The 26,050-nt window shown below is 39.2% G+C and carries 20 protein-coding genes and 1 pseudogene; 5 read left to right on the top strand and 16 right to left on the bottom strand.

Features of this window, described 5'->3' with window-relative positions; translation table 11 throughout:
* The first annotated feature begins 27 nt into the window (after positions 1–27).
* Positions 28–1,767: a flotillin domain-containing protein gene (locus QZ562_RS01745; RefSeq protein ID WP_293756128.1), complete on the top strand. Its 1,740-nt coding sequence runs from the start codon at positions 28–30 to the stop codon at positions 1,765–1,767.
* 426 nt (positions 1,768–2,193) lie between these two features.
* Positions 2,194–2,634 (top strand): MaoC family dehydratase, encoded by a 441-nt coding sequence (locus QZ562_RS01740; RefSeq protein WP_293756126.1) that lies wholly within the window; start codon positions 2,194–2,196, stop codon positions 2,632–2,634.
* Positions 2,635–2,947: 313 nt separating this feature from the next.
* On the opposite strand, the gene cysG is transcribed toward QZ562_RS01740, so the two are convergent.
* The gene (cysG, locus tag QZ562_RS01735; RefSeq protein WP_293756124.1) at positions 2,948–4,336 is read right to left on the bottom strand and encodes a siroheme synthase CysG; all 1,389 of its coding nucleotides are present in this window, start codon (positions 4,334–4,336) and stop codon (positions 2,948–2,950) included.
* A gap of 171 nt (positions 4,337–4,507) precedes the next feature.
* A complete protein-coding gene (locus QZ562_RS01730) occupies positions 4,508–6,262 on the bottom strand; it encodes a DEAD/DEAH box helicase (protein WP_293756122.1) in 1,755 nt (584 codons plus the stop codon).
* Between the two features lie 564 nt (positions 6,263–6,826).
* Here QZ562_RS01730 and prsT point away from each other — a divergent pair.
* The gene (gene prsT / locus QZ562_RS01725) at positions 6,827–9,595 is read left to right on the top strand and encodes an XrtA/PEP-CTERM system TPR-repeat protein PrsT (protein ID WP_293756120.1); all 2,769 of its coding nucleotides are present in this window, start codon (positions 6,827–6,829) and stop codon (positions 9,593–9,595) included.
* Positions 9,596–10,323: 728 nt separating this feature from the next.
* On the opposite strand, the gene QZ562_RS01720 is transcribed toward prsT, so the two are convergent.
* From QZ562_RS01720 to QZ562_RS01675, 10 genes are all read right to left on the bottom strand, one after another.
* A complete protein-coding gene (locus QZ562_RS01720; protein ID WP_293756118.1) occupies positions 10,324–10,710 on the bottom strand; it encodes a DUF1304 domain-containing protein in 387 nt (128 codons plus the stop codon).
* A gap of 174 nt (positions 10,711–10,884) precedes the next feature.
* Positions 10,885–11,772: a protease modulator HflC gene (hflC, locus tag QZ562_RS01715; RefSeq protein WP_293756116.1), complete on the bottom strand. Its 888-nt coding sequence runs from the start codon at positions 11,770–11,772 to the stop codon at positions 10,885–10,887.
* Positions 11,773–11,775: 3 nt separating this feature from the next.
* Entirely contained in the window at positions 11,776–12,933 is a 1,158-nt protein-coding gene (gene hflK, locus QZ562_RS01710) for an FtsH protease activity modulator HflK (protein ID WP_293756180.1), read from the bottom strand.
* An 83-nt stretch (positions 12,934–13,016) separates the two neighbouring features.
* Positions 13,017–14,306 (bottom strand): ribosome rescue GTPase HflX, encoded by a 1,290-nt coding sequence (gene hflX, locus QZ562_RS01705; RefSeq protein ID WP_293756114.1) that lies wholly within the window; start codon positions 14,304–14,306, stop codon positions 13,017–13,019.
* A 21-nt stretch (positions 14,307–14,327) separates the two neighbouring features.
* Entirely contained in the window at positions 14,328–14,573 is a 246-nt protein-coding gene (hfq, locus tag QZ562_RS01700; RefSeq protein WP_293756113.1) for an RNA chaperone Hfq, read from the bottom strand.
* 73 nt (positions 14,574–14,646) lie between these two features.
* Entirely contained in the window at positions 14,647–15,600 is a 954-nt protein-coding gene (gene miaA, locus QZ562_RS01695) for a tRNA (adenosine(37)-N6)-dimethylallyltransferase MiaA (RefSeq protein ID WP_293756111.1), read from the bottom strand.
* Positions 15,593–17,401: a DNA mismatch repair endonuclease MutL gene (mutL, locus tag QZ562_RS01690; RefSeq protein ID WP_293756109.1), complete on the bottom strand. Its 1,809-nt coding sequence runs from the start codon at positions 17,399–17,401 to the stop codon at positions 15,593–15,595. The genes miaA and mutL overlap by 8 nt, the downstream gene beginning before the upstream one ends.
* A 61-nt stretch (positions 17,402–17,462) precedes the next feature.
* Positions 17,463–18,797, bottom strand: coding sequence for an N-acetylmuramoyl-L-alanine amidase (locus QZ562_RS01685; protein ID WP_293756108.1), 1,335 nt, complete (start codon positions 18,795–18,797; stop codon positions 17,463–17,465).
* A 10-nt stretch (positions 18,798–18,807) separates the two neighbouring features.
* The gene (gene tsaE / locus QZ562_RS01680; RefSeq protein ID WP_293756106.1) at positions 18,808–19,299 is read right to left on the bottom strand and encodes a tRNA (adenosine(37)-N6)-threonylcarbamoyltransferase complex ATPase subunit type 1 TsaE; all 492 of its coding nucleotides are present in this window, start codon (positions 19,297–19,299) and stop codon (positions 18,808–18,810) included.
* Entirely contained in the window at positions 19,296–20,849 is a 1,554-nt protein-coding gene (locus tag QZ562_RS01675; protein WP_293756104.1) for an NAD(P)H-hydrate dehydratase, read from the bottom strand. The genes tsaE and QZ562_RS01675 overlap by 4 nt, the downstream gene beginning before the upstream one ends.
* On the opposite strand from QZ562_RS01675, the gene queG reads away from it, so the two are divergent.
* Entirely contained in the window at positions 20,843–21,988 is a 1,146-nt protein-coding gene (gene queG, locus QZ562_RS01670) for a tRNA epoxyqueuosine(34) reductase QueG (protein WP_293756102.1), read from the top strand. The genes QZ562_RS01675 and queG overlap by 7 nt on opposite strands.
* Before the next feature lie 102 nt (positions 21,989–22,090).
* Here queG and QZ562_RS01665 read toward each other — a convergent pair whose 3' ends face one another.
* The 4 genes and pseudogenes from QZ562_RS01665 to QZ562_RS01650 form a co-directional block, all read right to left on the bottom strand.
* Entirely contained in the window at positions 22,091–22,468 is a 378-nt protein-coding gene (locus tag QZ562_RS01665; protein WP_293756100.1) for a hypothetical protein, read from the bottom strand.
* Between the two features lie 66 nt (positions 22,469–22,534).
* Positions 22,535–23,200 (bottom strand): methyltransferase, encoded by a 666-nt coding sequence (locus QZ562_RS01660; protein ID WP_293756098.1) that lies wholly within the window; start codon positions 23,198–23,200, stop codon positions 22,535–22,537.
* Between the two features lie 49 nt (positions 23,201–23,249).
* A complete protein-coding gene (locus tag QZ562_RS01655) occupies positions 23,250–23,873 on the bottom strand; it encodes an NAD(P)H-binding protein (protein WP_293756096.1) in 624 nt (207 codons plus the stop codon).
* A gap of 323 nt (positions 23,874–24,196) precedes the next feature.
* Positions 24,197–24,544 (bottom strand): annotated as a pseudogene (locus QZ562_RS01650) (PH domain-containing protein).
* A gap of 100 nt (positions 24,545–24,644) precedes the next feature.
* Here QZ562_RS01650 and QZ562_RS01645 point away from each other — a divergent pair.
* On the top strand, positions 24,645–25,640 hold the full coding sequence (locus tag QZ562_RS01645; RefSeq protein WP_293756092.1) for a serine/threonine dehydratase: 996 nt from the start codon (positions 24,645–24,647) through the stop codon (positions 25,638–25,640).
* The last annotated feature ends 410 nt before the right edge of the window (positions 25,641–26,050 follow it).

The following is a 26,050-nucleotide window of genomic DNA, read 5'->3' as shown; positions in this document are numbered from 1 at the left end:
CAAACAATCTACTACGGGGTATTATAAATGGAATTAAGTAACATTATTGGTTACGCAATAGCCGCAGGTATCTTATTACTTGTACTTTTCATTGTTGGATTTTTATTATCGAGGATGTATAAAAAGTCGACCAAGGACTCGGCTTTAGTGAAAACTGGATTGGGTGGTGAAAGAGTCATCACAACAGGTGGCGTAATGTTGATACCTGGCTTTCAAGAGCTAATGAGAGTCAATATGCGTACCCTGCGTATTCGTGTTGAAAAAAGAGAAGGCGAAGCACTCATCACAGAAGATTGTATGCGTGTCGATGTCGGCGCTGATTTTTATGTACGTGTAGCTAGTGATACTGACTCCATTGCTAAAGCCGCCCAAGCGCTTGGTGATCGCTTAGATGATCCTGATAAAGTGAAAGAACTAATGGAATCTAAGTTTGTTGGCGCACTTCGCTCAGCAGCTGCTTCGATGTCAATGGATGAGTTACATAAAAATCGACCTGATTTTATCCTTGCTGTGCAAAATGCAATTGCTGACGAGTTGGCACAAAACGGTCTTGAGCTTGAGTCAGTTTCACTCACTAGTTTTGATCAGACTAAACTTGAGTATTTCGATGAAAATAACGCATTTGATGCTCAGGGCCGGGCAAAACTTGCAGAGACTATTGAAGGCCGTAAACAGCGTACTAATGAAGTTGAGCAAGAGAATCGCATTGCTATTGAGCAACGTAACCTTGAAGCTGAAAAAGATTCACTCGCCATTGAGCAACAAAAACGTGAAGCTGAAATTGCCCAAGAGCAGGAAATACAAGTTAAAGAAGCTGAGCAGAAAGCTTTAATAGCTGCTAAGCGTGAAGAGCAAGAGCAGAAAGAGCGTGAAGCTGAAATTGGAAAGAACCGTGCTATTGAAGCAGCTGAAATTGAGAAAAGTCGTACTATTGAAGCGGCAGAAATTGAAAAGAAATTAGCGATTGATAAAATGAAAATCAATCAACAGCGTGACCTTGAAGTTGCTGAGCAGGAACGTCAAATTATTATTGCTGAAAAGTCAGAAGCAGAATCTGCTGCGCGTGCTAAGGCCGCAGAAGCAGAACAGGATAGAGTGATCAAAGAAGAAGGCGTAATCACCGCCGGTGAGGTTGCTAAAGCCGAGCGCCAGAAACAAATTGAAGTTATTGACGCACGCAAGGTGGCTGAGCGTGAAGCCGTAGGTATCACTGTTGCTGCTGAAGCCACTAAAAAAGCAGCTCAAGATGATGCTGATGCCAAGTTGATCGTTGCTAGAGCTGATGCGGATGCAATCATAATGAAAGCTGAAGCAGATGAGAGGCAATATGCTGTTGATGCTGAAGGTCGCCGTATGCTCAATGAAGCTGATAATGCTTTGAGTGAACAACAAGTTGAACTTCGTCGAATACTCGCCACACTTGAAACATTACCACGGGTGGTTGCTCAAGCCGTTGAACCTCTTAAAAATATTGAAGGTATTAAAATACTTCAAGGTTATGGTGGAGTGCCTTCTGGTACCTCAAATGTAACGGGAGGCTCGGCGTCGGGCAGTGATCCTATGTCGCAGCTGACAAACGCTGCATTAGGTTATAAAGCCCAAGCTCCTGTTGTCACTGCTTTGCTAAACGAGTTAGGTCTTGGCGGCTCCCTTGAAGAACTTGTTTCTGGCGATACTTTAGCTACCCTTGTAGCGAGTAAAACTGCTGCTGAGTCAACGGATGCATCAGATTCAGTTGATAATGGAGAGACAGAAAAGGTTCGCTGATCCCATCGAAATATGTGTTGATTTGAATCACTATTACAGTCTTAACTCATAATAGAGTCACGCATACAAAATATGGTAAATAGCCTATTGTATGTGTGTTGCCTTTTACATAAGACACAGCTTAACGACGTATTCCAGTTGTATAAAAGTAGAATCTATCCACATGCTTAATAACTTTTGTAAGTGCAAGCAACTGGAACTTTAAGAGTGAATTTTTATTTTGGGATTTATAAACTGCATTTGTTAATAAATTAGTTTTGAGACACCAATAAATCGGGTATAGCTGATTGTTTATATTTTAGATCTTGCATAATCAAGTGACTATATTTGAAATTTTCATTCAATTCTAGTTTTGAGATATTTATTTTAGGTGTATCGATAATAAATATTGATTGAGTATTAACGCATCAAATTATAGGGCAACGTATGTATTTTGAAGATTATCAACCTGGCCAAGTATCTCAGTTTGGTGCTTATAAGGTAACTGAAAGTGAGATAAAAGAATTTGCTAGTAAATATGACCCCCAGTTTTTTCATTTAGATGATGAGGCGGCGAAACAGTCATTGTTTGGAGGGTTATGTGCAAGTGGTTGGCATACCGCTTCAATGTTTATGCGTATGCTGATTGATAATTTACCAGAAGAACATGGCTCACTTGGATCACCTGGTATTAATAATCTCAAGTGGTTAAAACCTGTATATCCAGGGTATATTCTAAGTGTAAAAAGTTGTGTGAGTCATTGCCGATTATCTGAGAGTAAACCTGGCGTGGGTTTAATATGTGTGAATTATGAGATTGTAAATCAACATGGTATGCCAGTGATGACATTAGAATCTAATGCTTTTTTCAAGTGTAAAAATAATTAAGCATTGAAATATATACATTTTAGATTCCGTGAGTGATTTGTTGGTAACATTCTGTCTAATATTTACTGATGCCATCAATTGTGATTTCAACGGAGTTTTGCAAACTTTATTAGGTCCACAACCTGTTCACGTTTGTTTTGTTGCTGTGAACCTTAATGACGACAATTTGCATCTAGTTGTCGTTCAATAGGATTAAAATTAGGGCTGTTTTTGAATTTTCTGCAAAAATTAACTGCTGTAATTTTTGAAAACTATAGTGAATCAAATGTTTGGTACTAGAACATAGCGGCTGTTATGGTTTCTTGTCTAAAGTCTAACTCCCCTGTCTAAACCAATTCAATTTATTATGTAAATTCACTACCGACCCCACGATGATTAAAGCTGGTGGTTTTATCTTTGCCGCCTCTGCTTTTCGCTGAATATCTTCTAAAGTACCAATCACTACTTTTTGCTGTGCTGTGGTGGCAGATTGCACCATGGCAACAGGTGTAGAAGAAGCCAGTCCATGTTTAATTAACTGTTCACAAATAATGGGTAAGCCAGTTAATCCCATATAAAACACTATGGTTTGGTCTGCTTGAGCTAACCCTTGCCAGTTTAAGTTGATGCTATTGTCTCGTAAGTGACCTGTGGCAAAAACTACTGATTTAGCATGATCTCTGTGTGTTAATGGAATACCGGCATAACTGGCCGCTCCACTTGCTGCGGTAATTCCCGGAACGACCTGAAAACTGATCCCATGCTCGATTAAGGTTTCAAGTTCTTCACCACCCCTACCAAAAATGAAAGGGTCTCCACCTTTTAGCCTTACGACTCTGTTGCCTGCTAAAGCTTGTTTGGTTAATAATTCGTTGATTTCGTCTTGTGGCAGAGTGTGGTTGCTTTTGGCTTTACCCACATAGATTTTTTCGGCATCACGCCTTACTAGCTCGAGTATTTGAGGAGAAACCAAACGGTCATAGACCACAACATCAGCTTTCTGCATCAAACGTAATGCTCTAAATGTTAATAAATCTGGATCGCCGGGTCCTGCGCCTACTAAGTATACTTCGCCCACCGTTTTGCTAGCATCTGGTGCATTTAATTTTTCTAAAAACTTCTGTTCAGCGACTTTTTCGTTGCCTTGCAACACATTCTCGGCTATGTCGCCATCTAATACATCCTCCCAAAAATAACGTCTTTCAGTGACTGATTGAAAACGTTTTTTCACTGACTCCCTAAATTTTTCTGAGAATAACCCTAATAAACTCACTTTTTGTGGGATAACCGATTCAAGTTTTTGTCTTAAATATCTGAGCAATACTGGCGCTACGCCACCGCTACTCATAGCAATAATGATGGGAGAACGGTCTACGATGGATGGAGTAATAAATTGGCAAAGTGGGGTGTTATCCACCACGTTGACTAAAATCTTTTGTTTCCGAGCTTGGTCATGAATTTGTTCGTTTAATTCACTATTATCTGTGGCTACAAAGACTATTTGTTTGTCGTTCATATCTGAAACAATATAAGGTCTAACGATGAGCTGAATTTTTTCTTCCTTAGCAAATCGTTGCACCGTATCACATACCCAAGGTGCTACGACGGTAATATGTGCAGACGTTTTTAACAGTAATTCAACTTTACGAGCGGCTACTTCTCCGGCACCTACCACTAAACAGGTTAGATCTGTGGTATCTAAAAATATTGGGAAATATTTCATTTATCAGTACTTGTTGGAATAATACAACAAGTGTGCCCTTTCAAGGCAAAAGTGCAAACCAATTAAAACTAAGTTTATATTCCATTAGGTTATTAAAAAACCATGATCTAGTATTTTTTGCAAAAATAAAGGAGCCATTAGGCTCCTTTATTTATCATTATAAGTTAATACTTAGTCACGATTTGCTGGATTGCCACGCTTCTTGGGTGGCTGCTCTGACCATTCACGTAGTCCAAGACTTCGACCTGCAACACGCGTCTTTTGTAACGTGTCCTGTGTCGCCTGAGGCATGTCTTTAGGTAAGTCTACTGTGCTGAAATTATCATAAATTTCAATAGAACCAATATTTTTACTGCTAATATCTGCTTCGTTGGCGATAGCACCTACGATATTACCTGGCTTAGCACCATGGGTGTGACCCACTTCGATACGATAACGCTGCATACCTTCACTAGGCGGACCAGATTTACGTTCGCGCTTAACACGCTCACCGCCACCACGTTCGCCACCACGTTCAGGACGTGCACCACGGTCTCTTGGTGCGCGATCATTTCTGTCGTTGCGGTCATTTCTTGGGGGATTAGCATTTAAATCAGGACGGTCACTATCCTTGAGGATAAGTGGTTCGTCACCTTGAGCTATCTTGGCTAACGCAGCCATAATGACTTCAGGTGCAGCTTCGGTTTCAGCTTGAATTGACTCAACAATGGGGATCAAAGTCTCAATTGAAGCATCACCTATCGCTTCAATCACACTGCTTTTGAAACGAGACAAACGCGTTTCGTTTAATTGTGAGATAGACGGGATAGTCATGGGGGCAATTGTTTGTCTAGTGGCGCGCTCAATAGAAAATAACATACGTTTTTCACGATGCGAGATAAACAATATTGCATCACCCTCACGGCCTGCTCGTCCTGTTCGACCGATACGGTGAACATACGATTCTGTATCGTAAGGTACGTCAAAGTTGATTACGTGACTAACACGTTCAACATCAAGTCCTCGAGCTACTACATCGGTAGCAACTAAAATATCGATTTTGCCTTTCTTCAAACGGTCAACAGTACGTTCTCGTGAATTTTGTGGAATGTCACCATTAAGTGGTTCAACCGCGTAACCTCGTGCAGAAAGCTTTTCAGCCAACTCCATAGTAGCGGTTTTAGTTCTCACGAAAATGATCACCCCATCAAAGCTTTCCACCTCTAATATGCGGGTTAGTGCTTCTAATTTGTGGTGTCCAGCTACTTGGCAGTAACGCTGTCGTATAGTGCTAGCAGTTGCCACTTTAGATTCAATTTTGACTGATTTAGGGTCATTTAAATAACGTTTTGTTATTTTACGTATAGGATCCGGCATAGTCGCTGAAAATAACGCAGTTTGACGTTCTGCTGGAGCATGGCCTAAGATCCATTCAACGTCATCGATGAAACCCATGCGTAACATTTCATCAGCTTCATCAAGTACTAAAAACTTTAATTTATCAAGTTTAAGAGTACCTTTTTTAATATGGTCTATTACGCGCCCTGGTGTACCTACTACAACTTGAGTGCCACGTTTTAGTTGACGAATCTGGTTATCATAAGATGAACCACCATAAATAGGCAAAACGTTAATTTTCTTAGAAAAACTGGCATAAACCTGAAAGGCTTCTGCAACCTGAATCGCTAGTTCTCTAGTAGGGGTTAACACTAATAATTGGGTGTTTTTGTCATCAGGATCAATGTTGGCTAACATAGGAAGGGCAAAAGCAGCGGTTTTACCGGTACCTGTTTGCGCTGTTCCTAATACATCGTGTCCTGCAATAATAAGTGGAATACATTCTGCTTGAATAGGTGTAGGTTTTTCATAGCCGACTTTGTCTAGTGCTTGCAGTAGTTCTTCAGGTAAGTTTAAATCTCTAAATGTAATTTCAGATGTGGTGGTCATCAAGTTTCCCAGGGTACAGGCAGGCACTGCTTTATTTGAATCGGTAATACAATTTCGAAAATCGGTAAAACAATTATTTAAGGCGAAGCCGGCACGGTTTCAAAGGTCAAATTATATTCGATATTTACCATTTACTCCATGCAATGCTTTGTTTAATTGCAATAAATTTCAAGAATGTGATGTTGTGATACAAATTTTGTAGTTTATTGTCAATTTTGTTGCAAGCTTGTTTGAAAAATGTGTTAGTTATTTAACATCTTAGGGAAGGTTTTCATATATGCCAGAATTTCATTAGATAGCGGTTTTAGGATTAAGATCAAAAAGCGCTGAATACCATGCTCGAACGTTTAAACTTTCTTAAAGAAGCTGAACATTTTCGCTGTATTTAAGGTTGAAATATCTCAACTTCTGTATCATGGTTGAATGTTTTATGTTAATTCACTTTTTAACACATAATTGTTGGAAAATTTATTCGTATGTTAATAAAACAAAGAGTGCTGGTCGCATATAATAAAAACACATGTCATTATAGATTTATTAGTGTGTATACAAGGGAAAATCATCATGAAAAGTTTTAATCCGACACAATTAAAATATGCATTAGCGGTTATTGCATTAGGAGTGTTACTGGGCTGCGGTAAACAGACTAGTGACGAGTATATAAAAGAAGCTAAACAATATATTGCAGATAACGATCCTAAAGCGGCGATTGTCGCTTTGAAAAATGCGGTACAGATTGAGCCAAATTCAGCTCAGGCCAGATTCGAACTTGGTCAGCTTTATATCGAGCAAAAACAGTTTGAAAGTGCCGAAAAAGAGCTTAACAGAGCCTTAGAATATGGTTATGAAGCATCAAAAGTATTGCCAATTCTAGCGCTAGCTTATCAGAACACTGGCGCCTATTCAGCCATCAGTAAATTAGAACATGAACAAAATGGTTTAACATCTGTCGAGCGCTCTGAAATTGGTTATTTTAAAGTGGTTGCACTGACTCGATTAAACAAGATAGTAGAAGCTCGCTTATTAATTGAAGAATTGAGTGAAATTGAAACTAGCTCTGTTTTTAAGGGCCTTACGGCAGCTTATATGTCGGTCTTAGATAAAGATTATGACACTGCTACTAACGCGGTAACATTGCTACGTGAACAAGCTCCGCAAAATGCAGAAGTATTGAAGTTATTAGCTCAGCTGAAATTATCTCTTGGCGCACCAGATGAAGCCGCTGATATATTCAAAGAATATGTTCAGTTTTATCCTGAGGATACACAAACAATTTTTGTTTTGGCTAAATTATTGGTGGATGTCGGTGATTTAGAAGCGGCTGATCCTTACATAGACGAGCTTCTTTTACTTAATGATCAAAACCCTTTGTTAAATCAATTGAAATCTGCAACGTATGCACAAAAAAATGATTATGCAAATGCTCTTAAACGAGCAGAAATTGCCATTCTTGGTGGTATTGATGCTGCTTCATTAAGGTTGGTCGCAGGATATTCAGCCTATCAAATTCAAGACTTCTCAAGTGCCAATCGGCATCTAACGTATATCGCGAATTTATTACCAGACAATCATCCTGGACTTAAATTACTTGCTGCTAGCCAACTTCAATTAGGATTGACCTCTGAAGTCGGAGATGTTTTAGCTAGACTTGACCAACTGACAGATAAAGATGCGCCTCTATTTTCCAAAGCAAGCTATGAATTACTCCGTGATGGCTTTGAAAAAGAAGCCAAAGTGTTAATTGAAAAGTCTTCGAATATTAGTCGTACTGCCGAAGATCTAACACGGTTAGGACTATTACAACTTTCATTAAATAATCTTGATGGAATAGTCAATTTAGAAGAGGCAGTTAGTAAGTCGCCTGAATTAGTGAGCGCACAAACTACTCTAGCAAAAGCGTATGTCGTCACTAAGCAATATGAAAAAGCTCTAGAACTGGCAAGTAACTGGAAAGATATAAAGCCAGATGATTCAAAACCATACCTGTTAGCTGGCGATGTTTATGTAAGGCAACAGAAATTCGAAAAAGCAAAAGTAGAATTTGAAAAAGCATCAGAAATTGACACCATCAGTGTTTCGCCAAAGTTAGCAATGGTTAATTTAGCCGTAACACAAAAAGACATGCAACAGGCTGAATTACTATTAAAGCAATTACTTACCGAATACCCAGATAACGTACCTGCTTTAGCGACTTATTATTTGGTCAGCAAGCAAGGCAACAAACAAGCAGCAGGGATTGAAAAGATCCAGTCTGCTTTTGACCGCGAACCTTCAAATTTTGCTGTAAGGTTATTGTTAGCACGGGCTCAGGTTGTCGAAACTAACTATCAAGACGCTATTGAGCTGTTGACTGAAGTAAAGGATCAAAAAGATTTGCCAAAGGCTTATTGGAAAACTTTAGGCCAGAGCTTTATTAAAAGCAACCAACTTCGTCCGGCAACTCAGCATTACGATGCGTGGTTAACAGAAGAACCTAATGATAAAGACGCTATTATAGGTAAGTTGTTGTTATTGGACAGTCAAAATAAATTTGTAGAAGCATCGGAATTAACCCAAGGCTATCTTAAGAATCGTGACGATATACAAATGCAGTTGTTAAACACACATTTTCTGTTAATGCAGGGGGATTATCCAGCCGCACAAATAATATATGATTCATTGCCAGATGACGTACTTGGCCTACCTTTAGTTAAAGGTTTCCTATCTCGCTTTCAGATACAAAATGAACAACCAGAGTTAGCGCTGGAAAATGCGCTTATTGCTTACAATGCGGCGCCCAATAGTAGAAACCTGATATTACTGGTATTTACCTACGAGAAATTGAATCAGCTAAATCAAACAATGGAATTACTTAACCAGCATATTGAGCAACAACCTACAGATTTAACCGCAAAAATGTTGTTAGCAGAAAGACAAATTGGTGGTGATTTGTCCGGCGCTATTGTGACCTACGAAGAGGCTTTACGTCAAAACCCCAAAAATTATGTTGCTAACAATAACTTAGCGTATTTGTATTTACAAAAAGGGGAAATTGATAAGGCTAAAGGCTATGGAGAAAAAGCTGTCAAACTAAAACCCGATAATTCTGCGGCTTTAGACACACTAGCGCAAATACATGTTGCAGAAAAAGACTATGAAGAAGCATTAAACCTTTACAGTAGAGCAATAAACGATGCCATGCAAGATGAAGAGATTTACCTTAATTATGTTGAAGTATTATTTTTAGCCGAAGAAACCTTTTTAGCCAACCGCAAACTTAATCAGCGCGAGATGAAACAAGATATATCTATTATCAGAGTGGCGAAGCTGAAATCTGATTACAGTATTGACTAATATATTTTTAGCCATCCTCCTATCTTTAGGCTCAGGTTAAATAGCTAAATATTAGAAACAGAGCAATGACTTAAAGGCCACATTTGTGGCCTTTTTTGTTTGCCCAGTAAAGTCGGCAAAACCGAGCACTTAAATGCTTTGAAGTCACCCTAGCTCAGAAGAAAATAATTTGAAAGGCAAATGTGTTGATAACTATCAGTGTGAAGTGGTGAGGGGAAAACGTAGAAATTTAGATTTAAGACTAAGCAATACCTATTTGGGCAGTATTTGTTCGTAGTTGCTCAAAATAATATGGTTTCCAATATTCAGTTAGATTAATGCTGTTCTTTAGAATAGGGCATAACAAGGCGTCATGATTCGATACCTGAACAGCTCTGGTGAGGTTAGTATTGAGACCACTTCAAAATAGCCGTACCCATTATTTTAATAATAGGCACAAGGATATTGCGAGTGTGAGAGATAGATGAACCCATAAGAGACAATAAGGCTAGGTATGTAAAAGGAAATTGTGAGTGAAGGATAAGCCAAGCTAATTATCAGCATTGATACGTAAGGTATCTGTGCGTGGTAACAAGTTAAATCAAAATGCTTGCAAGCGTATGCATGTAGAATTTTTAAGGGCCTACTTGCAATCAATACCGTTAACGACCTAAACAGTCAACTAAGTATGATGACATCAGCCACACTTATCAATTTTAAATAATATTAACGGTCTACTTTAATCGCAGTTAAGAGAACAGTCGTGCTTCCCCTGCTTGACGTCTCTTGGCTTTTAATACTAGCAAAATTGTAATAAACCCGGGCAGTGCTTGTATGTATAGAATATTAGAGTTGACATTAAGCCCACCAAATATGCCGGCAATAGTGACACATATAAGTAGAAATATTTTTAAACTTTGGTTACCGCTCATGAGAGCCCATAGTAACCCGAAGCCCAAAAAGCTATTGTATAGCCCTTGATTCATCGCTAATATTTCTGAAGATTTTGCCACCTCTGCCGTCATTGAAAATATTTTTTGTCCAACAGGATGATTCCAGTAAAACATTTCTAGCACCATAATTCCTATATGTAAAAGAGCGACTAAAAAGGTCATAAAACCAGCAAAAAACTTCATAGATAATACCTTGACTACTTTGGATCAGATGTAATTAATTATAGTGTGATAATTTGTCTTGAGTTGCAAGGATTGGTGTTAATACTAATGTCTTAGTTAATAGATAGTTTTATTATTGGATAAACTCGTCACAAAAAAAAGCGCCTTGCGGCGCTCTAAATTATGCATGTACTATTACTGCTGTTTTCCGCTTGGGTCTTTCATGTAACGAAAGAAGTCGCTGTCTGGTTCTACAACCAATACGTCTTGTTTGCTACTAAAGCTTTTCTTGTAAGCATCCATACTACGTAAAAAACTGTAGAATTCTGGATCTTTTGTGTATGTCTCAGCATAAATTTGTGCCGCTTGGGCTTCACCTTCACCACGAAGTTTACGCAAGTTACGTTCTGCATCAGCCAACATGACAGTGATTTTGGCATCGATATCAGCTTTAATAAATTCAGCTTTTTCTTTACCTTCAGAACGATGTTCTCTGGCTACGGCTTCACGCTCACTTCGCATACGTTGGAAAATAAAGTTCCTTACTTCCAAAGGTAAGTTAATTTGTTTTACACGCACATCAATGATCTTTATGCCTAGTTCGTCAGAGCTACTGGATGCTTGAGCCATTGCTTCATCCATCAATTCTGAACGCTCACCTGAAACAATTTGTTGAATAGTACGGGTACCAAACTCAGAACGAAGTCCATTATTAACTTTCTGTTGTAGTAATATTTCAGCACTAGATTTAATACCACCAGTGGCTAAATAGTACTTAGCAAAATCCTCAATCTTCCACTTAACATACAAGTCGACGATCAAATCTTTTTTCTCAGCAGTCACAAAACGATCTGGCTGTTCGTCCAAGGTCTGAATACGTGCGTCGAGGGTTACTATACGGTCAAAGAAAGGTAACTTTAAGTGTAAACCTGGTTCGAAAACTGTGGTGTCACCCGTCTCGCTATCTCTTTGCACTTTACCAAACTGGATAACAATTGCCTTGTTGCCCTCTTCTACAACAAATAACGAACCAAATATAAGTAACCCTAAGGCTACAATTATTAATGCGATAAAATTTTTCATAGCCTAGTTTCTCCCACTACGTAAACCGTTGTTGCGGTTGTTTATGGAGTTGCCGTTTAACGGTTGAGTGTCTTCATCTTGATTACGCAAACCTTCTAATGTGCTGCGGATGTTAGCCGGGACGGTTGGTCCAGATTGATTTCCAAGTATTTTGTCTAGCGGTAAATACATCATGTTGCCAGTGCCTTCAGTATCCACCAATATTTTACTGGTATTGCCATACACTTCTTCCATCGACTCAAGATAAATACGACTACGTGTGACTTCTGGCGCAGCTGTGTATTGAGGAAGTAACTCTTCAAAACGTGCGACTGCACCTTGCGCTTCCAATGTGACACGTTCTTTGTAAGCTTGAGCTTCTTGTGCCAAACGGTTCACTTGCCCACGAGCTCGGGGTTCTATTTCACGAGAATAAGCTTCTGCTTCATTTATGAAACGTTGTTCATCTTCTTGTGCTGCAATTGCATCATCAAAAGCTTCTTTTACTTCCTCTGGAGGTCTTGCGTCTTTAAAGTTCATATCGACTACAGATATGCCCATATCATATGATTCGATAATGCCCGTCAATTCATCACTAACGCTTTGTCTCGTTGCTTCACGACCAGCTGTTAGTACGGCATCCATTTTTGAATGTCCTACCACGTAACGAATAGCACTATCAAACGCCTGACTCAGACTTTCTTCAGGGCTAGTCACTGCAAAACTATATTTATATGGTTCAAGGATACGGTATTGAACTTCCATCTCAACCCGGACCACGTTTTCATCTTCCGTTAACATTGAACCGGAAGACGGTAATGAGCGGATAGTTTTAACATCTACTGGTATAATTTCATCTATAAAGGTCGGCTTCCACTGCAAACCTGGGTCAACAAAATTGCTAAATTCACCGAAACGTAACACAACTCCTCGTTCAGCTTCACGAATAGTGTAAAAACCACTAAACACCCAGCCAATGACAAGTATGCCAACAATTACAGCAGCACCGATTCCACCGAGGCCTTTACCGCCTGACGAACCATTAGAGCCACCTCCACCAAACTTGCCAAACTTATTCATCAAGTTTTTAAATACCTCGTCTAAATCAGGCGGGCCTTGGTCTCGACCGCCCTTGTTTTTCCAAGGATCATTATTGTTACCACCGGGCTCATTCCAAGCCATCATGTCTCTCCAGCTAGTTAATTCAATAAATAGGTCATGTGACCATTACGAGTTTTTTAATATTTTTGATCTGTTATCTGTAATTAATGTTCAACTATACAGGACTCTAAATCAACGTCAGTACGTTTAATTAGTCTGTTCCAATCTCTTTGCTCCATTCGCACATCAACCTGCCAATCGCCATTATCTGCATAGTCTTGTGCAGCAATGCAATTCATCTCAAAAAACACACCACGCAAGTTACTTTTACTTGGGGGTATCAATAACCTATGCTGTACCATGTTTTTTGATAAGCACTCAGTAATAGCACTGAGCAACAAATCGATGCCTAAACCTTGCTGTGCAGATAACCAAACACGGATAGGCATGCCTGATTCATCACGATCAATCTTCGGGTTTACGCCGTCCATTCTATCAATTTTGTTACACACCATCAGCTGCTGAATATCCTCAGCTTTTATTTCTTCAAGCACTTCATTTACTTGTCCAGTATTTTCTTGAAACTGGTCATCAGAATAATCCACAACATGCAATAAAAGATTGGCTTGTTGTGTCTCTTGCAAGGTAGCTTTAAAAGCAGCAATTAGATCATGGGGTAGGTGACGGATAAAACCAACCGTATCAGCAAGAATCGCTGAACCCACATCCTGTAATTGAATCTTTCTAAGTGTCGGGTCAAGTGTGGCAAAAAGCTGATCTGCAACATAAACCCCAGACTGTGTCATAGAGTTAAACAACGTTGACTTACCTGCGTTGGTATAACCTACAAGTGATATAGTTGGAATTTCTGCTCGAACTCTCGAACGTCGACCTTGCTCACGTTGTTTCTGTACTTTATCCAAGCGACGCAAAATTGCCTTGATTCTTGCCCTCAATAGCCTTCTGTCAGTTTCAAGTTGACTTTCACCTGGTCCGCGTAGACCAATTCCGCCTTTTTGTTTGTCTAGGTGGGTCCAGCCGCGGATCAACCGAGTGCTCATGTGGCGAAGTTGTGCTAGTTCTACCTGTAATTTGCCCTCATGAGTTCGAGCACGCTGAGCAAAAATATCCAGTATCAAACCTGTACGGTCTAGTACTCTGCATTTGCATAACGCTTCTAGATTTCTTTCTTGAGATGGGGATAAACTGTGATTAAAAATTACCACGTCTGCTTGGTGCGCTCTGACGGCATTAGCAATTTCTTCGGCTTTACCACTACCCACAAAATAACGAACCTGTGGTGCTTGCCTAGAACCTGTTACTACATCTATAGCTTTTACACCAGCAGAAGAAACAAGAAGTTGTAATTCTAATAAATCTTCTTTACTATTTTCATCAGCAAAATCAACATGCACTAAAACAGCTTGTTCACCTGCTTCATAACGGTCAAACAATCCGCTCTCCTAAAACAATATTCAGCTTTCGTCTTCTTCCGTTTGACCCGCAGTAGGCATTGGAATTGCGCGTGAAGGAACAACGGTAGAAATTGCATGTTTGTAAACCATTTGGCTTACGGTATTTTTAAGTAAAATCACAAATTGATCAAATGATTCAACTTGCCCCTGTAATTTAATCCCGTTAACTAAATAAATGGATACAGGAATACGCTCTTTACGAAGCGCATTTAAAAATGGGTCTTGTAATGATTGCCCTTTTGCCATGATCAATCCTTTTTATTATGAAATTTTACCCTAAAGCAATTATACAGAAAAAAAAATAGCTGTATAGACTGCCTTATGATTGAAACTGACTATGTTCAATGACTTTCGACATATTGTCTGACGAAAATGTATCTAACAAATGAATATTTTCCCAACCCCTTAACCAAGTCAACTGTCTTTTGGCTAACTGTCGCGTTGCAGCTACAGACTTCTCACGCATCGTATTAAAATCGAAATCACCATCTAAATACTGCCACATTTGTCTATAACCGACACATCTAATAGAGGGTAAGTTCAAATGTAGATCACCTCTAACCCTTAATTTTTCTACTTCAGCCTGAAAGCCTGAATCAATCATCAGCTCAAAACGTTGAGCAATGCGTTGATGTAGTATTTTACGATCCCCCGGGTTGATAGAAAATTGCTTTATGTTATAAGGTATGGGGTCAGACCTAGTTGCCATCAAGTCCGTCATTGAACAATTAGTGAGTTGATGCACTTCTAAGGCTCTCATTAAACGTTGAGGATCATTGGGATGAATACGCTTAGCAGAAACAGGATCTATTTGGGCTAGTTGTTGATGTAATGTATCCCATCCTAATTCTTCAGCTTTTTTCTCTATGATTTTTCTCACATTTTGGTCTGATTCTGGTAATGGTGAAAGCCCGTCAATTAAAGCTTTGTAATACATCATAGTGCCACCAACTAACAAAGGTATATTGCCTCTTGCTGTTATATCTTGCATGCTGGATAGGGCATCTTTACGAAACTCAGCCACGGAGTAACTTTGTGCAGGATCTAAGATATCTATTAATTTGTGAGGGGTTTTTTTCAATTCTTCAGCGGTGGGTTTCGCCGTACCGATGTCCATGCTCCGATAAATCAATGCAGAATCAACACTTATTATTTCACACGGTAGATTTTCACAAATCTTAATTGCAAGGTCTGTTTTCCCCGATGCTGTAGGTCCCATTAAAAATAATGCGGGTGGTAACAATTTTGGTGCTTTGCCTATGCTTTCACTCATATGTATTCAACCAATCGTCTAAATTTACTGATTGGCCTATTTGAGCAATATCATGTTCTAAGTTCGCCGACGAATGTACAAACTGTTGCCACAATTCTTGTGTCTGAACAAGCGTCATCTCTTCATTTGAAACTATGCAGGTTAACAAGTGCTTTCGTACTTTCTTTGTTTCTTTTTCTAAACATCCCAAAATATCTTCTAAGCATCCTACCCATCGAAATTGCCTTAATCCTGCAGGTACTTTACGTAAAATGACTTTATTGGATGTCCAGCCTATTTCTATACTGTTTTCTAAAAGAGGCTGATAGAGTGATTTTGCTCGTGCCAGTAAATCTGCATTAGCTTTTATAGAAATAGGCATCAACAAAGGTTGGCTCACTGGCATCGCATCCAAATAAAGTTTAGACATCACACTAAGATGAAGAGCCATAGTTTCGAGTAAATAAAAGTTTTGTCCAACGTTAAGTAGTATCTTTTTATCTGAAACTTGCAACCATTGCCCTGGCATTGCGACCGATTGTTCACTTGATGTTACTGGTTGCGAAGATGCCATCAATTGTTGATAGTTTTTAGAAGATTGTTTGATCACTTGTGAAGAGTTGACTAAATGCTCAGCTTTGCCTTTATTTGCCAGAGTGCTTGAAGAATCATATGACTTGTTGCCATCGCCAGAATAACTAGGTGAACGCTCATCAACACTGATTTCGGATGTTGGTCTTTGCAAAGGCTGTATGTAGTCATGATTAGGCTTCATTTGCGGCAATACGTTTACCTCAAGACTTGGCTCTTGTTGACCTTTTTCAAAATATTGATTGAGCGAATCTGTTAGTGCTCTGTATATAAAATCATGCACCAAACGGGCTTGATGAAATCTCACCTCATGTTTGGCTGGGTGCACATTCACATCGACTTGGTTCGGTTCAAGGGTCAAGAACAACACGTAGGCTGGATGTAAATCGGCACCAATGAGGCCTTCAAACGCTTGACGAACTGCATGATTGATTAACTTATCGCGCATCATGCGACCATTGACATAAAAATACTGAAAGTCACCTTGGCTTTTGGCTTGTTCTGGTTGAGCTAACCAACCTTTTAATTCGAATTGTTGATATTGGCTATTAAGTGCAATGCTTTGCTCGGCGAATTCTTTACCACAAATCGTACCTAGGCGCTTTTGTTCAGTGCTTTGGGCTTTTACTGCTGGGTATCTTCGCAGCAGCTTACCATTATGCTTTAGGCTAAAACTTACATCAAATCGACTAAGTGCTATACGTCTGACTACTTCATCAATATGTGTAAATTCAGTTTTTTCAGTACGTAAAAACTTTCTCCTCGCGGGAGTATTGAAAAATAAATCAACTACATCAACACTGGTACCATCAGGGTGAGCAACTGGATTTATTTGTACTTGCATATCACGCCCTTCGCAATGTGCTTGCCAGGCTTGGCTCTGTTCTCTAGGTTTAGAACTTAAACTTAAGCGTGAAACTGAGCTAATACTGGCTAAAGCTTCACCACGAAAACCCAAACTACATATAGCCTCTAAATCATCTAACTTGGTTATTTTACTTGTGGCATGGCGGCTCAAAGCTAATGCAAGTTCTTCATTGGGAATGCCACTACCATTATCGCGGATTAAGATACGTTTATGACCGCCCTTTTCTATATCAATTTCAATCGACGTAGCCCCTGAGTCTAGGCTATTTTCTACTATTTCCTTGACTACAGAAGCCGGACGTTCGACCACTTCTCCGGCGGCTATTTGGTTGGCTAATCTTGCAGGGAGGATTTGAATCGGCAAAACAATGACCTTGATGTAAATGCTAAATATAAAATGAAAAAATAAAATGAAAAAAAAAGAGTTAGGTGCTGGTGATCATCAAAACCTGCCCGATACGCACTACATCGGTATTGAGATTATTGGCTTTTTTCAATGTACTAATTTGTACATTGTAACGTTGCGCCAGTAAAGATAATGATTCACCACTTCGTACTTTATGAGTGCGTTTTTCTTGTTTCCATTTAGCCCATAAAGAACCATCAGGGGGTGAGCTTGTAAAATGTTGTCTTAACCCATTAAATACTGATTGCGCCAATCTCTGCCTATATTGAGACCAATTCAAATTTTTCTCTTCTTGAGGGTTAGAAATAAACCCAGTTTCTACCAAAATCGAAGGTATATCTGGCGAAGTTAAAACTGCAAGGCTGGCTGCCTGCGGAGTCTTTTTATGTAACTTTGTGACTTTACTTAGGTGTTTAATCATATCGCGACTTGCGTCGTAACTAGTGGTCAAAGAATGGTCCATAGACATATCAAGTAACGCTTGTGCTAGATAACGTTCATTTGCTGTATCTTGGATAATTTCAGCGGCACCACCCAATAATTCAGAATGCCGTTCGGTTCTTTCCATCCAGCGTCCTAATTCGGTATTCGCCCTTTTCATGGATAACACCCACACAGAAGCCCCTCTAGGATGGGGTGTAGTGAATGCATCTGCGTGTATTGACACAAACATATCCGCCTTATGTTTTCTAGCAAGCTGTGGGCGCTTATTTGGTGAAATATAATAATCACCGGTACGTGTCATCACTGCTTTCATACCTTTTTCTTTGTTGATCAAAGACTCTAACCGTTTAGCTATACCTAAAGTAATATTCTTTTCATAACTTCCACTGGGTCCAACTGAACCTGGGTCTTCTCCACCGTGACCAGCATCGATGACAATGACTATATCTCTGTCTGTTGTGGATTTTGAATTCAACACTATTTGTGGTGCAGAAGAGTCTGGATCATTTAAATCAATCACCAGCCTGTTTCCATAAGGGGCGGTAGGAGGTAGCGCGAATATGTTTTTTTCGAGCTTTTTGTTTAATTCAACGACTACACGAACTGATTGAGAGTTCTTGGCCGTGCTGTAACGTACTTTTTTGACTAACTTACTTTCATTTACAATGGTTGAAAAATCAAAGTTATTAGGCGTATTTTCTATATCAATGACTAATCGCTGTGGATTTTTTAATGTAAAGTAAGTGTACTCGGGCGTATTAGATAAGTCGAAAACTAAGCGTGTTGTATCGGGAGAAGGCCAAATACGCAGTCCCTCGATAGTATTTTTAGCAAAACTTACAGTACTAAAACTCATCAGCGAAAAACTGATTAGCAGTAAATTAAGTTGTTTTAACCAAGAAGTTTGCATTATTATTTTTCTAGTTTAATTGTTTAAGCAAATTCGAGCCTTTTGCAGACTTGGCCTGCATTGATAGAACACGACCTGTATGATTGAACTCAATAGTAATGTGTAAATCCGCTGGTGCCAAGAGGTTAGCACCTTTGTCTGGCCATTCAATCAGACAAATACAATCAGGATCAAAATAATCACGAATGCCCATGTACTCTAATTCTTCAGGATCAGATAAACGATATAAATCAAAGTGAAACACTCGCCAGTCAGCTATTTCATAGGGTTCAACTAAGGTATAAGTAGGACTTTTAACATTACCTTTATGTCCTAATTGTTGAATGAAACCTCGGCTAAATGTAGTTTTACCTGCACCTAAATCTCCTTCAAGATAAATCACCATACCTTGATGACAATGTTGTGCCAATTTTCCAGCCAAAGCAACTGTGGCCTCTTCATTCGCTAATTCATAATGAATTGGCGGCAATTCAGCTTTTTGGGTAATTAAAGAAATACTCATAATCCGTTAACAATAGCTCGTAAAGGTTGCAATAAATCTGAAGCAATCATACCACGTTGACCATATTGTATGGCAACTCTGTCTCCTGCTTCAGCATGAGCGCATACCCCATATACAGCCGCTTTTTGAGCAGTAAATCCTTGTGCTAAGAAAGCGCCAATGATGCCGGTCAATAAATCCCCCATGCCTGCTGTTGCCATACCAGGGTTACCACCTTTGCATATCCAGCATTGTGACTGTAAGAATGAACCATCCGTTTGGATAATAGTACCAGCACCTTTTAATACACAGGTCGCTACATACTTTTGAGCCATGTTTTTACTGGCCAAATATCTATCATCTTCAATTTTTGCAATATTGCAGTTTAATAATCGACTCGCCTCCCCGGGATGAGGTGTCAGTACTAATGCGGGTAGTTGGGTCAACGTGTTCTGCACGTCCACATCAATTGTCATGGTTGACAGAATGTTTAGAGCGTCAGCATCAATGACTAGTGGTTTAGGATGACGTTTTAGGTATGCCAATAAACAATAAAACTGCTGCTGCGCCCAATCATCTTGACCTAATCCCGGTCCTATAACTACACAACTACACCAGTCTAACGCTAACTCAAGTTCTTTATGAGTTAGCATAATTTCTGGACGACCAGTAGAGATAGTCAAGCTACTTGTTTCATGACAATAAACTTTTACTAACCCTACTCCACTGCGTAAAGCAGATTCGGCAGTGAGTCGAATTGCACCAGCCATGCCCTGATTTCCCCCTATACACAGCAATTTGCCAAAAGAGCCTTTATTGCCATTAATAGGTCTGGCACAAAATGGTTGCAACATAGGCATGTCGACTAATTGTGCCTCAATGCGGGCGATGCTAAAAAATTCCGAGCCTACAGCCAAATCAGTAAAAATGACCTTGCCACAATATTCTTTACCCATACCGCTGATTAATCCCGGTTTGATTGCAATAAAAGTGATGGTCACATCAGCATTGATACAAATAGGTAGCGCTCGCCCTGTATCAGCGTGCATTCCAGATGGACAATCAAGACTCAAAACTGGAGTAAGTGCTTGGTTAATTTGTTGAATAACGGTTTTAAACGTTAGTTTGACTTCGCCAGTTACTCCAGTACCTAACAATGCATCCACTATCACATCAAATTGCGTATAATCTCGCTCCCCAAATTTATATGTTTTACCACCCAGATTTTGCCATTCCAGTTGCGCTTGTTGTGCATCACCAAACAATTTTCTAACGGGTTGGTCACACACGACCTCAACATTTATACCTTGCTGCTTAGCCAATGTCGCTAATACATAACCATCACCCGCATTATTTCCATTACCAGCAACAACTAAAATATTTTGGGTTTCGGGCCATTCTTTGATTAACAGTTGAAACGCTGCTTTGCCAGCTCGCTGCATCAGTTCAAACATACTACATGCAGCTATGAGAGCTGCCTTAGGTTCCATTGCTCTGACTTGTTCTGAACTCACTATTTTATGTGCTAAACTCGCGTTCGCTTGCTCGGTTAACAGGTTTGTCAATGTCATCTCTTAACGCCTCTGAATTATTATCTCTGGCTGAAAATATCAAGGCCTGGGGTAAAGTGCTAGGTTTTCAACAAGTAGGAATTTGTGATGTTGATCTTAAACAGCATGAATCTCATCTGCAAGCGTGGCTTGATAAAGGCTACGCGGGTGAAATGCATTATATGGCAGAGCATGGTATGAAAAGAGCCAGACCTGCAGAATTGTTGCCCGGTACGATGAGAGTTATCAGTGTTAGGATGGATTACTTGCCTCCCAATGCAAAATTTGCCCAGACCTTAAAAAACAAACAACAAGCTTACATTAGCCGTTATGCGCTAGGCCGAGATTATCACAAGTTGATGCGTAGTCGATTGAAGAAGCTTGGTGAAAAAATTAAGACTGAATGTTCAGAATTAAAGTTCCGACCTTTTGTTGACTCAGCTCCAGTACTTGAACATGCCATTGCCGAAAAAGCCGGTATTGGCTGGACAGGTAAACATTCACTTACCATCAACAAAGAAGCAGGTTCATGGTTCTTTTTAGGCGAGTTGTTTGTTGATATTCCTTTACCTGTTGATAAAGCGGTGAAAGAAAACTGCGGTAGTTGCAACGCTTGCATGACCATTTGTCCCACCCAAGCAATAGTGGAGCCCTATGTTGTGGATGCAAGGCGTTGTATTTCGTATCTGACTATAGAGCAAAAGGGTTCTATCCCTGAGCAATACCGTTCGTTGATTGGTAACCGTGTTTATGGATGTGATGATTGCCAACTTATCTGCCCGTGGAATCGCTATGCCAATATTACTGATGAAGCCGATTTCCATCCAAGGCAAAAATTGATGAGCCAAGAATTGATCGATTTATTTGCTTGGGATGAGAAAACTTTTTTAAAAAATACCGAAGGTTCGGCGATAAGGCGTATTGGCTTTGAACGTTGGCAACGCAATTTAGCGGTGGGTTTAGGTAACGCACCTTATTCAATTAAAATTGTCAGTACTTTAGAGGCTGCTTTTAGCCAATCAACAGATTTAGTTAAAGAGCATATTCAATGGGCTTTGACTCAGCACGAAAATAAAACGCCGCAGAATGAAAAAGAGGATAGTCGATTAACTAAACGATTAGTTCGCAGTATCGAAAAAGGATTAGTTAGGGACGCTTAGTTAGGGACGCTTAGTTAGGGACGTGTGATTAGCTAAAACATGTGTTTTGATAAATGATCACAGGCAAATCTGCAAAAAGTTTAAAATTTAGTCAAGTCAATTCTAAACGTAATCTTTAACAATCCTACTTACCGATGCATGAGAACAAGAAAGCTGAATGTTTGACTCAATATGATCTGCTGGATAACCATACAAGCCGAAACGGTTTCCACGACTATGACTCATAATGAGGGCAAAATTTGGATGAAAATCAATATCCCCACGAAAAGGGTCCAAGACAGGTATTTTGTATCTTGCCAGATGTAAAAGGCCTATTTTTCTACCACTTTGAAATACAATCTTATCAAATATCGGTTTTTCAATAATGGCATAAACTGCAAATTTAGGGATCTGAACGGGCACACCTTGCCAAACCATTTGGATTATTTGTAGTTCCTTAGCCAACAAAGATATTGACTTGGGTAATTCAAATGTTTTCATCATTTTCCCTTACATCAGCTGACGCATTTTAAATATAACTTACTAGAAGAAAAAGTACAAAAACAGTTAAAACTTCAAGTAGTAATCTTTGCAAAGAGCAATATATTCTTTGGAATAATTACCTAAATGGTCGTAAATGCTCAGTAATTCACTGATTTTTGATTGATTTGTACGCCTAAACTCCAATAAAAGACGTATTGCGTGTGTATTGTGTTTTGATTGCACTTGAAGCTCCCGAGTACAATACAAACCAACTGATTTAGCATCCACAATGAATATCTTCGCCGCATCTACTGGTAACACACAACAAAATCGGCCGCTAGAAGATAGGTGCTTTGTAACTGCTCGTATAAGTGTTGCATGATCCAACTCAGTGGTTTGCCGAGCATTGAATCGACTTTTGGCAGCATATGTTTTATTCGCAGTAATATTGATTGAAAAATATGGGGGATTACAGACAATCAAATCATAATTTTTGCCACAAACAACATGTTGTAGGCTAGTATGATGAAAGGCCAGTCGATGTGTCCAGGGGCAATTTTTAGCGTTATCTTTAGCTTGTAAAATAGCGGCTGCGTCAATATCTAAACCATCTATTGTACAAACATTTTGCGCTTTTTGAGCCAACATAATGCCTAATAAACCACTACCGGTGCCTATATCTAATATACATTGAGCATTTTTAGGGTGTACCCAACTACCTAACATAATACTGTCAGTACCTACTTTCATGGCACAGGCATCGTGCTTGATTATGAATTGTTTGAACCTAAAGCCCACTTCAGAAAACTTGTAAACGGATCATCTGAGCTGCCACATCAGCTACTTGAACAGGTTTATATTTGCTGAATCCACCTAGCATTAATGGTGATAACAATGGAGTTAACATGGTAGCTAATTTCTCGGTAGGCCTCATCTCCTCCCGTTTACCTAGCAACAAAGAGGGTCTTACAGCACAGGCATTATCCAACCCCGACATGTTAATAATAGCATTCTCTAATTCACCTTTTACTCGTAAGTAAAAATTACTACTTTTAGCATTGGCACCAACAGAAGAAATCCAAACAAAACTAATTGCGCGCTGCGCTCTGGCAAGTTGGGCAGCTACATGCACGTATTCAAAGTCTACTCTTCGGAATGCGCTTTTGTTACCCGCTTTTTTAATTGTTGTGCCTAGACAAACAAAAATATGCTGGGCACCAAAGTAACCTTGATAATCTTGTAAATTTTCGAAGTTAACCACTATAGGTCTTACTTTCGATGCATTTTCAGTAAAAAAGTCATTTGATAATGGCTTACGCACCAAGCAAGTGACTGTTTGGTAGCGACGGTCTCGGCAAAGTTGCTCTACCAAAGCTTTACCAACTAAACCCGTAGCACCTAAAACCAAAGCTGTTTTTAACATGTGTTACCTGCAATTATAAGTGTAAGTAAAATCCTACAATTCGGTTAAAGGAGTTGCCCTTAAAATAAACTTCATCTTATCTTAATGAAGAGAACAAAGGCTAATAAGAAATTTAGAATGAATAAGATCAACCAATTTGAGGCGTTTTTTGGGATTTCGGGGTGTTTTTATTTATGAGCTGCGAGCTTAAAACAAGCATAAATTATCTTTCCGGCGGCAATTTTCTAAATTTCAATCTATTAAAACTTACGCATTTGCTCTCTATGCTATGCGTTAATATTAACTTATAGCAAATATATGGTCGGCTAAGGTTTTTTGAATGCCTAACACCTATCTTTATTCAGCTCCTTTTCGATTGGATTGTTTTGCCCAGATATCCAGTTTTTAAGTTCTGCATTCAAATCAAAATGACCAGCGGTTTAGATTGTACATTGGGTTATAGCGCGGTGTGGAATGGAATGGTAATCAACTTTACGGCAAGTCATACCTTTTTTTTCGATTATGGTAATGAATTTGTTAGTAAGTGCATACATGTTCCGTACAATAATAAATATAACATGCAGACCCTCAGTATCGCCGATAATCGAAGCTAGTTGTTTCGCTATTTTACTGATACTAACATCAGACGCGTTACCAAGTAGTGAGTTAAGAGATCCACTTTGTATCTTCAAGGTTTTTAGTCATTAATCAGCACAATTGTTGATGCGAAAATTGTAACTACAGGCTAGAGTATATATCGCTAAAATATCCTAATGATGGTGATAAAAATATATGTCCAGTGTGACTTTTGCTGACGTGCAATCTGCTAAAAAACGTATTAGCCCTTTTATTAATAAAACCCCAGTGCTTGAATCTCAATTATTGAACAGTTGGTTAGGGCATAAGATATTGTTTAAGGCAGAATGTTTTCAAAAAACGGGTGCGTTTAAAATTCGCGGTGCACTAAATATGTTGCTAAAAGCTAAGGAGGATGGCCGCCTTGGCACTCACGTAGTAGCCAGCAGCTCAGGTAATCATGCACAAGCGGTGGCATATGCAGCTAAGATTTTGGGTGTCAGCGCAACTATATTTAGTGCGCACAACGTTTCAAAAGTGAAAGCTGCAGCCACTTTGTATTATGGCGCAACCTTAGATTTAAGTGCGACCCGAAAAGAAGCTGACGAAAAGGTAGCAGAGGCTGCGAAACAAGATGGCGTTTTATGGATGCCACCTTTTAACCATAACGATATTATAGCCGGCCAAGGAACGGCTACTCTTGAAGCTCTTGAGCAAACAGGCGAGGTAGACAGTGTGTTTGCACCAGTTGGCGGTGGCGGGTTAGTATCTGGCTCACTGATTAGCACCAGAGCTTTATATCCAAATGCAAGTGTGATGGGAGCTGAGCCTTTAATGGCTAATGATGCCGCACAATCTTTGCGTACTGGTGTTATTCAAACTTTACCGGAACAGCCGAATACTTTGGCTGACGGTGCTGCAACATTACAAGTTGGCGAAAAAACTTTTCCACACCTGCAGGATCTAGACGGTTTTTATGAAGTGGATGAAATCAAAATCGCTTACTGGACCCAGTGGCTGCAACATCTATTGAAAATTCATGTTGAGCCCACTTGTGCGATGAGCATGGGCGGTGTGGTTGAGTGGCTTAAATCACAAAACAGTGAACAAAAAGTATTAGTGATGTTATCTGGCGGCAATATTGATCAACAAAAAATGACTAAAATATGGCAAGACGATCATCTATATCAAATACCTAGTTTGTTGATTTAAAATAATAAATTTGGCTTATAATTTACAAGGAAAATGATACATAAAGAAACTCATACGCAATAAAAATTTTAAGTCCTTCAATAGTCATATTGCGAACGGGTATTGTCCAGATAAGGTCTATTCTTAAGCCAATTGTATTATTCAATCTGTTCTACAGATAAATATTTAAGTCATGAAATCGAACAATAAAATGCTCAAATCAATCAAAAAACATATGCTTTTAAAGATTTAAATAATTGGAGTTAACATCTACCAAATTTTGAAGTCAGTAACCGATACAGCAAAATGTGGTGTTACTGTATTAGTCTTCATAAAGATGTAAACCAAGTTTTTTAATAAATGAATATACAAATATGGTTAAGTTTTAAGCTGTTACAGTGAATCCATGTCGTTAGTTAATGCTCTAATAG

Source organism: uncultured Paraglaciecola sp. (assembly GCF_913058035.1).
In the GTDB taxonomy this organism is placed as follows: Bacteria; Pseudomonadota; Gammaproteobacteria; order Enterobacterales; family Alteromonadaceae; genus Paraglaciecola.
The sequence above is the reverse complement of the archived record's forward strand: the minus strand, read 5'-3'. Positions and strand labels throughout refer to the sequence as shown.

Excerpts from the sequence above, each read along its gene's own strand:
- prsT (WP_293756120.1), top strand. The coding sequence starts at position 6,827 with ATGAAAAGTTTTAATCCGACACAATTAAAATATGCATTAGCGGTTATT.
- QZ562_RS01660 (WP_293756098.1), bottom strand. The coding sequence starts at position 23,200 with ATGAAAGTAGGTACTGACAGTATTATGTTAGGTAGTTGGGTACACCCT.
- QZ562_RS01675 (WP_293756104.1), bottom strand. The coding sequence starts at position 20,849 with ATGACATTGACAAACCTGTTAACCGAGCAAGCGAACGCGAGTTTAGCA.
- tsaE (WP_293756106.1), bottom strand. The coding sequence starts at position 19,299 with ATGAGTATTTCTTTAATTACCCAAAAAGCTGAATTGCCGCCAATTCAT.
- hfq (WP_293756113.1), bottom strand. The coding sequence starts at position 14,573 with ATGGCAAAAGGGCAATCATTACAAGACCCATTTTTAAATGCGCTTCGT.
- queG (WP_293756102.1), top strand. The coding sequence starts at position 20,843 with ATGTCATCTCTTAACGCCTCTGAATTATTATCTCTGGCTGAAAATATC.
- QZ562_RS01720 (WP_293756118.1), bottom strand. The coding sequence starts at position 10,710 with ATGAAGTTTTTTGCTGGTTTTATGACCTTTTTAGTCGCTCTTTTACAT.
- QZ562_RS01645 (WP_293756092.1), top strand. The coding sequence starts at position 24,645 with ATGTCCAGTGTGACTTTTGCTGACGTGCAATCTGCTAAAAAACGTATT.
- QZ562_RS01730 (WP_293756122.1), bottom strand. The coding sequence starts at position 6,262 with ATGACCACCACATCTGAAATTACATTTAGAGATTTAAACTTACCTGAA.
- cysG (WP_293756124.1), bottom strand. The coding sequence starts at position 4,336 with ATGAAATATTTCCCAATATTTTTAGATACCACAGATCTAACCTGTTTA.
- QZ562_RS01745 (WP_293756128.1), top strand. The coding sequence starts at position 28 with ATGGAATTAAGTAACATTATTGGTTACGCAATAGCCGCAGGTATCTTA.
- QZ562_RS01740 (WP_293756126.1), top strand. The coding sequence starts at position 2,194 with ATGTATTTTGAAGATTATCAACCTGGCCAAGTATCTCAGTTTGGTGCT.
- QZ562_RS01685 (WP_293756108.1), bottom strand. The coding sequence starts at position 18,797 with ATGCAAACTTCTTGGTTAAAACAACTTAATTTACTGCTAATCAGTTTT.
- hflC (WP_293756116.1), bottom strand. The coding sequence starts at position 11,772 with ATGAAAAATTTTATCGCATTAATAATTGTAGCCTTAGGGTTACTTATA.
- hflK (WP_293756180.1), bottom strand. The coding sequence starts at position 12,933 with ATGGCTTGGAATGAGCCCGGTGGTAACAATAATGATCCTTGGAAAAAC.
- QZ562_RS01665 (WP_293756100.1), bottom strand. The coding sequence starts at position 22,468 with ATGAAAACATTTGAATTACCCAAGTCAATATCTTTGTTGGCTAAGGAA.
- miaA (WP_293756111.1), bottom strand. The coding sequence starts at position 15,600 with ATGAGTGAAAGCATAGGCAAAGCACCAAAATTGTTACCACCCGCATTA.
- QZ562_RS01655 (WP_293756096.1), bottom strand. The coding sequence starts at position 23,873 with ATGTTAAAAACAGCTTTGGTTTTAGGTGCTACGGGTTTAGTTGGTAAA.